10 protein-coding genes are annotated in these 13,085 nt (G+C 42.5%); 7 read left to right on the plus strand and 3 right to left on the minus strand.

The annotated features are described in order from the left end of the window. The first annotated feature begins 64 nt into the window (after window positions 1-64). The 4 genes from rpe to ACTQ9T_RS01405 all read left to right on the plus strand — a co-directional run bounded on the left by rpe (window position 65) and on the right by ACTQ9T_RS01405 (window position 2,224). Window positions 65-754, plus strand: a complete 690-nt coding sequence (gene rpe, locus ACTQ9T_RS01390) for a ribulose-phosphate 3-epimerase (RefSeq protein WP_189585381.1) — start codon at window positions 65-67, stop codon at window positions 752-754. A gap of 150 nt (window positions 755-904) precedes the next feature. Beyond that, a complete protein-coding gene (locus tag ACTQ9T_RS01395) occupies window positions 905-1,261 on the plus strand; it encodes a hypothetical protein (protein WP_440463840.1) in 357 nt (118 codons plus the stop codon). 146 nt (window positions 1,262-1,407) lie between these two features. Further along, a complete protein-coding gene (locus tag ACTQ9T_RS01400; RefSeq protein WP_010201409.1) occupies window positions 1,408-1,719 on the plus strand; it encodes a hypothetical protein in 312 nt (103 codons plus the stop codon). Window positions 1,720-1,912: 193 nt separating this feature from the next. Further along, window positions 1,913-2,224 carry a hypothetical protein gene (locus ACTQ9T_RS01405; protein WP_010201404.1) on the plus strand — a complete coding sequence of 104 codons (312 nt, stop codon included), beginning with the start codon at window positions 1,913-1,915 and terminating at the stop codon, window positions 2,222-2,224. 138 nt (window positions 2,225-2,362) lie between these two features. On the opposite strand, the gene rpmG is transcribed toward ACTQ9T_RS01405, so the two are convergent. Both rpmG and rpmB read right to left on the minus strand, forming a co-directional pair. Beyond that, window positions 2,363-2,518: a 50S ribosomal protein L33 gene (gene rpmG / locus ACTQ9T_RS01410; protein ID WP_010201403.1), complete on the minus strand. Its 156-nt coding sequence runs from the start codon at window positions 2,516-2,518 to the stop codon at window positions 2,363-2,365. Between the two features lie 134 nt (window positions 2,519-2,652). Beyond that, complete coding sequence (rpmB, locus tag ACTQ9T_RS01415; RefSeq protein ID WP_010201401.1) at window positions 2,653-2,889, minus strand: 50S ribosomal protein L28; 237 nt, start codon at window positions 2,887-2,889, stop codon at window positions 2,653-2,655. A 485-nt stretch (window positions 2,890-3,374) separates the two neighbouring features. On the opposite strand from rpmB, the gene ACTQ9T_RS01420 reads away from it, so the two are divergent. Then, on the plus strand, window positions 3,375-9,014 hold the full coding sequence (locus tag ACTQ9T_RS01420; protein ID WP_440463841.1) for a beta strand repeat-containing protein: 5,640 nt from the start codon (window positions 3,375-3,377) through the stop codon (window positions 9,012-9,014). Between the two features lie 212 nt (window positions 9,015-9,226). Further along, entirely contained in the window at window positions 9,227-10,150 is a 924-nt protein-coding gene (gene purU, locus ACTQ9T_RS01425; RefSeq protein WP_440463842.1) for a formyltetrahydrofolate deformylase, read from the plus strand. Between the two features lie 118 nt (window positions 10,151-10,268). Here the strand turns inward: purU and ACTQ9T_RS01430 are convergent, their stop codons facing one another. Then, window positions 10,269-11,060, minus strand: a complete 792-nt coding sequence (locus tag ACTQ9T_RS01430) for a cytochrome C assembly family protein (protein WP_010201396.1) — start codon at window positions 11,058-11,060, stop codon at window positions 10,269-10,271. Between the two features lie 389 nt (window positions 11,061-11,449). Between ACTQ9T_RS01430 and ffh the strand changes: the two genes are divergently transcribed. Beyond that, complete coding sequence (gene ffh, locus ACTQ9T_RS01435; RefSeq protein ID WP_189585371.1) at window positions 11,450-13,000, plus strand: signal recognition particle protein; 1,551 nt, start codon at window positions 11,450-11,452, stop codon at window positions 12,998-13,000. Window positions 13,001-13,085 lie beyond the last annotated feature (85 nt).

Raw genomic sequence — 13,085 nt, forward strand, 5'->3', positions numbered from 1 at the left:
CTAAAGCTGACAGCAATTTTATTTTATTAATACTTTATTTAAACATCAATTAGGTAGCCAAATTATGATCAGTCCTTCTAAACCATATCTTATTGCACCATCGATACTCTCAGCTGATTTTGCACGTTTAGGCGAAGAAGTTGAAAAGGTATTAGAGTCAGGTGCCGATGTGATTCATTTTGATGTAATGGATAATCATTACGTACCCAATTTGACGTTTGGTAGTATGATTTGTAAGGCGCTGCGTGACTATGGCATTGATGCACCTATCGACGTACATCTGATGGTGTCACCTGTTGATAGTATGATTGAGCAGTTTTTGGAAGCGGGTGCGAGTATTATTACGTTTCATCCAGAAGCCAGTGGACACATTGATCGTTCGTTGCAGCTCATCAAAGATGGCGGTGCCGAATGTGGTCTGGTATTGAACCCAGCGACGCCATTACATTATCTCGACTATGTCATGGATAAAGTGGATCAGATTCTATTGATGAGCGTCAATCCTGGCTATGGTGGTCAGTCGTTTATTGAAGGTACTCTGGACAAGGTGCGCCAAGTTCGTCAGCGTATCATCACCAGTGGTCGTGATATCAGGTTAGAAGTCGATGGTGGTGTCAAAGCCAGTAATATCCGAGCCATCGCTGAAGCGGGCGCTGATATGTTTGTCGCTGGTTCTGCGATATTTAATCAAGAAGACTATAAGGCTGCTATCGATGCCATGCGTGTAGAGCTTGCATTGGCCAATAATAGCTAATAGTTATTAATAACTGCTAATAACTGCTAATAACTGCCGTATGACGTGATAGCAAAATTGACCCAATACCACTGGGGCCAAAAAGTATTAACATGTGCTGTATAATTTATAATGATGCCTAACAGCAAGTTCCGTAAAGGTAGGTGAAATATGGACACAAAAAATTCAATCAACTCGTCAGCGTCACCTGAACCAGTGGCAAGCAAAGCGCAGCAACGCAGCTTAGTACCCAAAGGTATTACCATTGGCTTGGCTATGTTTGCGCTTGTCTTAAGCTTGGCAGGTTACGGCTTTCGTCTCATGGTAGGTGATGATACTGGCGAAGTATTACGCCACGCTGCGGTCATCGTGCCTGCATTTATGCTGGGCATTCCGCTGTTGTTCTGGATAGGGTCACGCATATTTAACAAGATCAAAGGCACACATATAGAAGGCTGGAATGCGATTAGCTTGGGCTATTTAACCTCTTGTATATCGATACTATGGTTGATGGGCACTTATAGTTAATTTTTTAGTCACCAAGATGAGGTTGCTGAATAGCTATAACCTTATGAATGTTCAACAGACCCTAATATGGCAATATGTTTCATAAGCGGTTTTTACACACTTTTTCATCATTAAGTCATGCTCTATAAGCATGACTGGAATTTTACATGCGAATCATACCGACCAAGATTGCTAACATTATTTATCCAAAAGACTTACCAAATGGTTTATTTACCAGCTTAATTATCGCGTGTCTGCTGTTAGGGCTGGCATCACTGCGTCATGGTACAGATTTTCAAGGCTGGCTAAATGTCATCGAAAACTGGCTGCTTATGCTGTTGATATTTCCGACTGCTACTGCCACCGTTGCCTTACCGTTCAAATATCGAGATCCAACGCTAGAGTTAAAGCTCATGTATTACCTTGGCATGTTTGTGGCTTTCTTATTCACCATCGCAAAACTACGCTATTGGCGTTAATTGGTTTGCAGCGTCAGCAGGCGAAAGTTGCATTGATATGTAAGACTTGCGTGACAGCCCTTGAATTCTAAGGTCAAAGCGTCCATTGTATGAGTAAGATAGTTTTACCCGCGTTACTGTCAAATGCTAGCTTTATTAAATGAATTATTAGGGTTTCTTTGCAGCGATAAACGGGATAATAAGGATAACGTGAATGCCATACGACATTGATAATGAAATAGAAGTAGACAACGAAAGTACCGATCAATTTGCAGGATTTGCCAAAGAGACCACACTCGAGCTAGTAGAGGCGGATGATGGTCGATTGTTATTGCGTGACGCTGAACAAGATGAAGCGCCGCTGATGACCATTGATTTTTCTGAAAAACTAAAAGAGTTGCTTGGTAGTGATACGCAAGCGATAGGTCAGCACATGATTCATGCAGCGATTCAGGTCATTATGCAAAAGCAGATGAGCCAATGGCATGCGCATGTCTATGATAAAGAGCCAACACACTACAGTTAATCTGCACGGCTGTTTCTGCATGGCTATTAATAATAGCGAGTAAGTTAGTAAGGCAAGTTAAGCACAAATAGTCAAAACGTCAGCAATAAAAAAGGGTATATCAATTGATATACCCTTTTTTTGTTCAAATAATAGCAATTATTTGATTTTAGCTTCTTTAAAGATCACATGCTGGCGTACTTTTGGATCAAACTTTTTGATTTCCATTTTGCCAGGCATAGTGCGCTTGTTTTTGGTAGTGGTGTAGTAATACCCAGTACCAGCGGTTGATACTAACTTAATTTTATCTCTCATGATAGCTTTCCTGTAAATGAGGGGTCTTCAAACGATAGGTACGGATCTAAAAAATTAAATGGCTACAATAGATGTAGCAGAATAGCAGCTTAAGTGACAAAGATAATCGATGTCCTTAAGCTACCAGTCGTCACTTATACTTTTTGACCTTGTGCGCGCATATCTGCTAACACTTTATCGATACCAAGTTTGTCAATAGTGCGCATACCTTTGGTAGACACACGTAGACGTACAAAACGATTTTCAGACTCTACCCAAAAACGATGGTTATGAAGGTTTGGTAGAAAGCGACGACGGGTTTTGTTGTTTGCGTGCGAAACATTATTACCCACCATAGGGCGCTTTCCAGTCACTTGGCAAACTCTAGACATGGCGAACTCCTAATCTATGAGGTATGAGTTTTTCTCATACCAGTCTGGGCAAGTTGCACGTATTTGCGGCATGGACACAGCAAGCGGCAGCTTTGCACCAAACAAAACTATATGAAGGTTGAGCTGATATGACTGTCATCTAAAGGCAAATAACAGGCTAACCAATTCAGAAAATTTTAAAGCCGACATTTATACCATAAAAGTAATGAATACTCAAATATTTTTATGATAATTGTCTGCTTCAACGCGAGCTATTATACCTGAATTGAGCGAACTATGTGATTGATTATTTAACGGTAAAGGTTAATTTTTAGTTGTAAGTTATAACAAAAGTCAGTAAAGTTGCTGTTATAAAATTAATACAATCTGTTAATACAACTGGCTTTAATGTAAATCTATGTATCATTGCCAATCTATTATGATTCTGTGTAATGTTATTTTACTTATTTGCTCGAAAAAATTACTGCCTATGCGGAGTTCAAAACATGTCATATAGCTCATTACCACTTAGCTCTAAACTATTTCAATTTACAGCGCTAACATTGGCTTTAACTCTAGCAGGCTGTGGCGGCGGTGGTACTGATACGGTTGCACCAGAACCTGATTTGGGTGTGACGCAACCTGGGACGGGTGATAATGGTAATAACGGTGGTGGTGAGCAAGTCCCAAGTGTTGAACCTGATTTCTTTTTACAAAAGCTCAGTACAGCGCCTACTATCATTGAGCTATCCAATGAGCAAACGAACTTTAGTGTCACTGTCAAAGCTGCCGAAGTGAGTTCTGGTGGCGCGATGGCTGGTAAAGCAGTGACCTTGCAAGTAGTCAATTCTGAAACTAATGGTATTACCATCGAGGGCCAGAGTACCCAAACGACTGATAATGACGGTAATGCTGTATATACGCTTAAGCTCAACCCGCAAGCTGTCGCTGATAAAGATAGGCTAATAGCAGAAGGCTTCACTTTAGTGGCGACTGCCAATAAAGCAGATGGTACAGCTATCGCACCGCAAGAGCTAAAAGTTTCGGTAAGTAGAGAAGGCAGTGGTGATGGTACTCAAGTTATCGAAAGTGAGCTTGATATCAGTACTTCGTTGACTACCAGTTCGGTCTCCAATAACGTCTTAAACGTATATGGTGACACAGCAACCCTTAGTGTGATTGCCAAAAATAGCAAGGGTGCTCGTGTCAAAGACGTAGCGGTTGGCTTGGGTATTGCCAACGTCAAAGGAGTTGCTATCGTTGGTGGTAGTACTACAGTTACTGATGCTAACGGTTTAGCTACTTTTACGATTCAAGTTGACGATAAATTATCAGTCGCTGATCGTACAGCGCTAGTAGGTAAAACCATCGCTTATGCTATCAACATTGCAGAAGAAAATGGCGCTACCAAAGAAACTAATGGTGAGTTTAAAGCAGCGCTGCCTATCTCTGATTATGCTTTAACAGTGATTGGTAGTTCTAGTCGTCTTAGTGCTTATGGTGACAGCCAAACTATTGCTATTACTGCTACTGCCAAAAATTCCAAAGTACCGACAGCTATCAATGGATCGACGGCCACCATCAAACTTAATAATGGATTGACTGGAGTAAGCCTAAGCACTAATAAAGTGACTTTAGACGCTCAAGGCCAAGCCAATGTGACTTTGAATGTTGATGCTACTGTGAGCGCGGCTGACCGCAAAACTCTTATCAAAGACGGCATTAGTTATACGGTTGTTTTAACTGAGCCTAATCGTTCGTCAACCTCAAAAACAGCTTCTAGCACAGTTTATCTACCTACTGCAGAATATAAAATCAACTTTAATGAAAGCAATAAGAAGGAACTATCAAGCTCAGGTGGTAGTGCCGTTATTAGCTTCCGTGTCAACAATGATCGCGGCGGCATCATTGCAGGTCAGAAAGTTACAGCAAGCTTACCGAAAGGCTTAGCTGATGCTGGTCTACTAACGCTACAGAATAATTCTGAGCAAGTAACAGATAGTAAAGGTGAAGTTAGCTACACAGTACGAGTGCCTAACAACTTGACAGAAGATCAGAAACTGCAGTTAGAAAAGGCGACAACATTTGCTTTAACAGCAAGCATCATAGAGTCTTCAGGAGTACCTAGCTCTGTCAGTAGCGAAAAGATTCGTATTGGTTCAGACATAGGCCAGAGCGATATCCAATTGTCAGTACAAAGCTTGCCTGCAACGGTTAGCGCGCTAGCAGAGCAGTTCAAATTGCAGGTTGCTGGTAAACGTAAGAACGGTAGTGCAGCAGTGGGTCGTACAGTCAAAGTAGTGTTAGATCAAAGTACAAGTACTGGAATTACTATTATCGGTAATGAGCTGATTACTGATAGTAGTGGAATAGCAGAATTTAGTATTGGCATCAGCAAAAACTTAACGCCAACGCAACGTGAAAATTTGATAAAGTCGGGCATTGGTTATACAGCGGTAATAACGGACGAGGATGGCACTCAGTCTAGGTTGCCAGGAAATATCAAAGTTGAGCAGCCAGTAACCAGCATTCAGTTTGCTTCTATTGCGACACCATCTATCAGTGAGCTAGGTGGTAACGGTAATATCAATGTTAAGCTTACGACTAAAGGTAGCAATGTTAAGCCAGTTTCAGATAAAGAAATTACTATTCAATTGGGAGCCAAGGCACTTAGTTATGGAGTCACTGTCACTCAGTCGGCGATGACTGACTTTAATGGTGATGCCTTATTTGCGGTTAATATACCAAGTGATCTAACAGCCGCTGAACGTGCCGACCTTAAAAATACTGGTATTAACTATCAATTGTCTTATGTTGAAAATGGTATTGTCTATAACTCTGCAGCCACAAAAGTCACTATTATCACTCCAGTGGTCACTCTAAATATTCTGAATGCTACCAATAATATTAACAGTCAAGCAGGCTATATCCTCAATAACGTTGGTAGTAATGCTAGCATACAAGCCCAGTTGAATGACCAATCCTCTGGTGAGCAAATTGCCAATCAGCCTATTAAGTTAGTGTTTAATAATAGTGCATTAGCAGGATTGCTGACGGTCAACGGTCAAATCGGCTCTTCTAATATCACTGCAAATACGAATGAAAATGGTCTCGTTAGCTTCAATGTCGTGGTTTCAAACGATCTGACTGCTGAGCAAAAAGCTGCGCTAAGTACAGAAGTTTTGACAGCGACTTTGACTGAGACACTAACAGGTAAAAAGCAGCAAGTTAATGTCAAAGTCCAGTCTATGGCTTCTGCTATTTCTTTGCTTGTTAATTCATCAAAAGCTCTAAACTTAAACGGTGGTGAAACACAGATTGAAGTAGTGGCAAAAGACAAAAAAGGTAACGTAGTTACTGGTCAAAAAGTTTTCCTTGCACTGCCAGCTTCTGTCGCTAGTAAAGGGGTTACCTTAATATCTAGCAGTCAAACAACAGATAGTTCGGGTAAAGCTGTATTTACTATTGCCGTACCAAATAACTTAACCGATGCACAAAAAGCTGCTATCGGTAATAGTATTAGCATTGGATTATCTGCTGCTGACGTTAATGGCAACATTGTTACTCAAACAGCCAATGTCAGAACCGAAACACCAGTAGGCATTACAGAAGCACTGAGTATTGGTACTAATAAAGTGGTCAATACTCAAGGGGATACTTTTAAGGTATTTGTTAGAGCGACAGATAGTGATAGTAGCATTGCTAATCGAGAAGTGCGCTTGAACGTCAACGACCCTATCAGAACTGGGGTTAGTGTATCTGGTGACGGTGTCGCAATTACTAACAGTGATGGTGTTGCTACCTTTGATCTTGTACTAGAAAAAGGTGCCAACGTTAATCAGGCAATTTTGGAAGCAGGAATCGAGTTAACTGCAACCACCACCACTGCAAAAAATGTTAATTTAACACAAATTTATACCGTCGCTGTAGACACAGCTACCGTAGAGAGTTATCAGATCCTAGTATCATCTGACAAGCCTACGCTTATCACAGGTGGCGATCAAACCAATGCTATCTTCCGAGTGACTGATAACAGTGGCGGTATACTTGTTGGTGTACCAGTACAACTAAGCATTGAGAATCTAGAGGCAAGCGGTGCAGCCCTGACCACATCAAGTACAGTTATAAGCGATGAGGCTGGCAGGGTTGATGTCGGTGTATTGTTAGCAGCCAACAGTATCAATGCTCGCCTAAATCACAGTGTCGTGATCAATGCTAAGATCGTCATGCCGCAATATGATGCTAATGGTACTGTCAGTATGCAAGTACGTGAACAAAAATCCCTAAGCTTATCTGCAATCGGGACTACGCTCACACTAACGGCATCTGAAACAAACTTAAAAGATAATAGTACGACCACTTTGTCATCTATCTTAACGGATGGAGCAGGGCGCGCGATTGCCAATGCCAAAGTAGAGCTTGTTGATAGCGAAGGTGAAGTCATTGCAGATGATACGACTACTGATACAGATGGTAAAGCCAGCTTTACTGTCAATGAAAGTGACTTGGTTTTTGATAATAACGGTAATTTACGTGTCTTTGTAAGAGCCTCGGGTGAGCGTGCATTAACGATCCAGCGCAGTACCAGTAGTGTTGATTTGGTCAAGGTATCGCAAGCAGGTATTAGCTTCATCAATATCGAAGACGTTTATGATGTCAATGTTGCCCAAAATATCAACATACAAATTCGTACTAACTCTACAGCCGAAGCGACTGCGTTGCTTGGTAAGCGTTTGGAAGTGCAGACGACGATTGGAACATTTGGCAATAATAGTGTCATCTCAACCAAAGCGATAACAGCTGCCAATATTCAAGGTAATATCATTACAGTTCCAGTCGTACTGACATCGACACTTGCTGGTACTGCAGTATTGCAAGCGACAGTGCTTGGTGAGATGAGCAATGGTCAGCTCAAGTATCAAACAACCGTAGATACGCGTTTTAGAGCCACCACGCCAGCTAAGATGTTGTTCCAAGCTGTCAAATCAGTCATCACGCCAGGCAGTAGCACTGAGCTTGTGGCAACGGTCAAAGATAAAAACGATGTGCCTGTTGAAGGGCAAACCGTGGTATTCAGTCGCGATGCTGATTCGTCAGCAGGACGTTTGTCTGCAGCCACTGCCATCACTGATAGCAAAGGTCAGGCACGTGTGGTGTATTTGGCAAACGCCAGCTCACCGATCAATGGGGTGACTATTAACGCTCGTCTACTGAGAGACCCTACCAATATTGGCAGTAAGCCTATCAATATTACCGTTTCAAAAGATGCGGTTTATACGACATTGACGTTCGCTAACAAGATATCCTCTGACGATATTTACTATACCGTACGTGGCTCGATATCGGTTATGGATGGCTCAGGAAAAGCGGTCGCTGACAAAGAGGTATCCATTAAATCTTATGCAGTTGAATATGCACAGGGTCGAGTGTGCTTACTTGATAGCAGTATCTTGTATCAAGAGGCTGATACTGTAGATGTAGATGGCAATGTCAATACGCCAGAACCTAAAACGTTCTCTGAGAAGACATCTGTCCTACTACAGTCTAACTGGATCACAAGTGAGGACAGCCCAGAATATAACTACATCTTAGATAACGATGATGATGTAAACAATAACACTGTACTTGATACTATTAATCCAGTCGCTATCATCGGCGGAACATTCGCTGACGACGGTTACTCGTTTGTGACGGATGAAGAAGGTCGTGCTGATTTCGAGATTCGCTATCCTATCCGCTATTCAAACTGGGTAAAAGTAAGGTTTGATGCCTCAACCTTCCTAAATGGGAGTGAGAATACTCAAAGTTTGAATTACTCGCTACCGTATTTGGAAAGTGATCTAGATATCACTGGCAATACCCTATTCAGTCCTTGGATCGCTGATGCCAGTCCATTCGGTCCAGGCAACGCAACCTGCGTGAATAGCTTAAGTGTCAATATTAACGCTGAAAAAGATACTACGAAAGTTATACTTTCTCCATATCAGCCGAGCTATGCTGTATCGATCAATGGCATTGGCCCAGATGCACAGTCACAGGGTTATAACAGCTATATTGTAGACTTCAATCAAGCGTTCGAATTAGGCGCTACGTTAGGAATCGTTAGTAATGGCGCAGGTTTTACCAAAACCATCAAAGTCGAATAATACTAGCAACGAGTTAATAGGCTGAATGGCCCTATTACCAAAACCCCTAACCTCGCGTTGGGGGTTTTTACGTTATGAATCTTAATAACTAAAAAAAACCAACTCAGTCAGCAAAATATCGTAAAAGCGACTAAAATAGCGGTTTTCTTATACTACGAATAGATTCTAAAACCAGTAGTAAATTTTGATTTATTTTTTAGATTGGGCGCACTATGTTAAGTAATAAGACATCAGATACCACAATAACAGCTTCATCTTCTAACAATACCTCTGTTAACCCTGCCATTGATACCGCTACTCTTTTGATTAAATGTAAAGATCAAGCCGGTATCGTACAAGCGGTATCCGAGTTTATTCATCGCTATGGTGGCAACATCATTACTCTTGATCAGTATTCAACCGCTCATGAAGGCGGACAGTATTTTATGCGCTTAGAGTTTGCGCTATCAGGGTTAAGCGACATCATTGATAATTTTGAAGCCAGCTTTGGGCATACGGTTGCCAAGCGTCACAATATGACTTGGCGCTTACACGATAATGCTATTCAAACCAAAGTCGGTATTTTGGTCTCCAAGTTTGATCACGCTTTATTAGATTTGTTATGGCGCCACCAGCGTGGATTGCTCGATTGCGAGATAACCTCTGTCGTTAGCAACCATGAAGATTTACGCCAAGCGGTAGAAAACTTTGGTATACCTTTTCATTATGTGCCAGTGACCAAGGACAATAAGGCAGAGGCTGAAGAGCAGATTCATGAGCTAATGGCAGGCAATGACTTGCTAGTATTGGCGCGCTATATGCAGATATTGTCGTCTGATTTTGTGAGGCGTTGGCCGATGCAAATTATCAATATTCATCATTCGTTCTTGCCAGCCTTCGTCGGTGCCGACCCGTATCGTCAAGCTTATGATAAAGGCGTCAAGCTTATCGGTGCGACTGCGCATTATGTCACCGCAGAATTGGATCAAGGGCCTATCATTGAGCAAGATGTGCACCGTGTCACGCATCGTCAAGGTGTGGTAGAGTTGCGGGCTATTGGTCGTGATATCGAGCGCAATGTGTTGGCACGTGCCGTCAACTGGCATGTGCAAAATCGCGTCATTGTGACCGGCAATAAAACAGTGGTTTTTAATTAGAGCGGTTTTAAAGTTAAAAGAAAGCATTAAAAATAGAGTTAATGAAAAGCCGCCAGTAGTATTATCTAATACTACTGGCGGCTCCGCTTGTAATCACATTACGGTTTTAAAGCTAAGTTTATAAAAGCATCTCTAACACAAATTTGCTGCCGACAAAGCCAATAGCCAGTAGGATAAAGGCATAAATGGTGATGTTGGCCGCACGTTTACCACGCCAGCCAGCGCGCCAATTACCGAATAGTAGCGCGCCAAATAATAACCAAGACAGCAGGCTAAACACGGTTTTATGCACAATATGCTGTGCCATCAAGTCTTCTACATAAATAAATCCGATGCCCAGAGCAATACTTAGTAGGACGAATCCTACCAACAGCATATCGAACAATAGACTCTCCATACTTTGCAGTGATGGCAGTTTATTGACCCAAAAGCGATGGATAGTTTGATGCTTAAGCTCACGGATTTGTAGCCGCAAAAATAGCGCTTGCAGCGCTGCCATCAGCAGCACACAATAGGCGGCCAGTGATAATAAAATATGCGCCTCAAGACCAACGCTAATATCCGTGAGCGGTTGATAAGGAGCGCGGCCTATATAGCCGATCGTCATGCCTATCAGGGCAGTCGGTGCTGCCAAAATGCCGAGGCTAAGAATGGGGCGATAAAGACAGAACAGCACATAAAAGAATAAGAAAAACAGACTCGTCAGGCTAAACACATTAAATAAATTGAAATTTAGCCCGTATAAGGTGACGACGTACGGATAGAGTAGCGTCGCGTGTGCGAGCATGCCGACCAATAACAAGCCCAAACTGATGCTTTTATGGATAGGTTTATCCTGAATAAGCGCCCAGCCGATGTGGAAGCTGACGATGATATAAGCCATACTAGCAAGTAAGAATGCAAGGTGCACAGTTAAAAAGCCTCATCTCTTTATGAGCGTAAGATAGCCGCTCAATATAATGCTAAAGTGATCGTGTCAGAATGATTAGAATAATCGTCCAATTTATCATAAAATGGCAACCAATTGAGTGTCATCTTATTTATTCCTCATAAATGCTGAGCGATGGCATGATAAATAAGATCTTGTATCGGTAACTGATGAGTTTACCCAGCAACTATTTTGCAAAACGTCTATAAGTTTTTAATCACCTTAATGCTATAGTATTGATAATATGCTGTTTTATTTGCTTAAATTGCGACCATTAACGTAAAAACACACCTTAATATTATTTATAAGCCATTGGCATGGTTTACCTAACAATTATTTTAATTGCGAATTATTTTAACTGAGAGTTATTTATGTTTGATACCTTAACAGAACGCTTATCGTCGAGCCTGCGCAATATCGTAGGGACTGGGCAACTGACTGAAGACAATATCAAAGACACGCTGCGTGAAGTGCGCATGGCGCTGCTAGAAGCCGACGTGGCGCTACCAGTCACCCGTGACTTTGTAAAGCGCGTCAAAGAGCAAGCGCTTGGCGCAGAAGTGCTCAAAGAGTTGGCACCGGGGCAAGCCTTTGTCAAAATTGTCCACGATGAGCTGACGGAAATGATGGGCAGCGCCAACCAGCAGCTTGAAATGACAGGTAAGCCGCCAGTGGTTTATCTACTAGCCGGTTTGCAAGGTGCAGGTAAAACCACTACCGCTGGTAAATTGGCGAAGTTTTTACAAGAGCGTCATAAGAAAAAGGTGATGCTAGTCTCGGCTGACGTTTACCGTCCGGCAGCGATTGCCCAGCTTGAGCAAGTGGCTGGTCAAGTGAATGCTAAGTTTGTGAATTCAAGTACCGATGAAAACCCCATTGATATCGCACTACGCGCTATCGAAGAAGCCAAGATTCAATATCAAGATATTCTAATTATTGATACCGCTGGTCGTCTGCATATTGACGACAATATGATGGATGAGATCAAGGCGTTAACGGCAGCGGTCAATCCATCTGAGACCTTATTCGTCGTCGATGCGATGACCGGTCAAGATGCCGCCAATACTGCCAAAGCCTTTAACGATGCGTTGCCATTGACGGGTGTTATCTTAACCAAGACGGATGGCGATGCTCGCGGCGGTGCGGCGCTTTCTGTACGCGCCATCACAGGTAAGCCGATTAAGTTCTTAGGTCGTGGTGAAAAATTAGACGCGTTAGAGCTATTCCATCCTGAACGTATTGCCCAGCGTATCCTTGGTATGGGTGACGTACTGAGTTTGGTTGAAGAAGTCGAGCAAAAAATCGACCGTGATAAAGCCGAAAAAATGGCGAAAAAGATGCAAAAGGGCGGTGATTTCGACCTTGAGGATCTTTTGACCCAGTTCCAACAAATGAAAAGCATGGGCGGCATGGCAGGATTTTTGGATAAAATGCCCGGTATGGGCGGCTCAGATATGCAAAAAGCGGTTGAAGATGCCAAGCCAGAAGAAAAAGTGCGTGAAATGGAAGCGTTGATTAATTCGATGACACCATTTGAGCGTAAAAACCCTGATAAAATTAACCCAAGCCGTAAGCGCCGTATTGCCGCAGGTTCTGGACGTGAGATTCAAGACGTCAATCGTTTGCTCAAGCAGCACAAGCAAATGGCAAAAATGATGAAAATGATCTCCAAGCCTGAAGGCATCAGTAAAATGATGAAATCGATGCAAGGATTGATGGGCGGCGGCGGTGCTGGTGGCGGCGGTGGCGGTCCTTTATTTGGTGGCGGTGGTCAGCAAGGCGGCGCTAAAGACGTGAACCCACAACAAATGGCCAAGCAAATGGGTCTGGATCCAAACAACATGCCAAGCACCGAAGAGATGCAAAAGCAAATGCAGGAAATGCAACATCAAGCACCAAAGGATTTTAAAAAGCGTTTTTAATTAATATCTGCTCGGATCAATAAGCCGTTTTAATGACAGCCCCATGGCAAAAATAGCCTTGGGGTTTTTTATGTCTGCTACATTC

Origin of the sequence: Psychrobacter sp. ASPA161_6 (assembly GCF_051970285.1) — a bacterium.
GTDB classification, from domain to species: domain Bacteria; phylum Pseudomonadota; class Gammaproteobacteria; order Pseudomonadales; family Moraxellaceae; genus Psychrobacter; species Psychrobacter glaciei.

Bases quoted from the DNA above. Each gene is read 5' to 3' on its own strand.
- rpmB (WP_010201401.1), bottom strand. From the start codon at position 2,889: ATGTCTAGAGTTTGCCAAGTGACTGGAAAGCGCCCTATGGTGGGTAAT.
- purU (WP_440463842.1), top strand. From the start codon at position 9,227: ATGTTAAGTAATAAGACATCAGATACCACAATAACAGCTTCATCTTCT.
- ACTQ9T_RS01395 (WP_440463840.1), top strand. From the start codon at position 905: ATGGACACAAAAAATTCAATCAACTCGTCAGCGTCACCTGAACCAGTG.
- rpe (WP_189585381.1), top strand. From the start codon at position 65: ATGATCAGTCCTTCTAAACCATATCTTATTGCACCATCGATACTCTCA.
- ACTQ9T_RS01420 (WP_440463841.1), top strand. From the start codon at position 3,375: ATGTCATATAGCTCATTACCACTTAGCTCTAAACTATTTCAATTTACA.
- ACTQ9T_RS01405 (WP_010201404.1), top strand. From the start codon at position 1,913: ATGCCATACGACATTGATAATGAAATAGAAGTAGACAACGAAAGTACC.
- ffh (WP_189585371.1), top strand. From the start codon at position 11,450: ATGTTTGATACCTTAACAGAACGCTTATCGTCGAGCCTGCGCAATATC.
- ACTQ9T_RS01400 (WP_010201409.1), top strand. From the start codon at position 1,408: ATGCGAATCATACCGACCAAGATTGCTAACATTATTTATCCAAAAGAC.
- rpmG (WP_010201403.1), bottom strand. From the start codon at position 2,518: ATGAGAGATAAAATTAAGTTAGTATCAACCGCTGGTACTGGGTATTAC.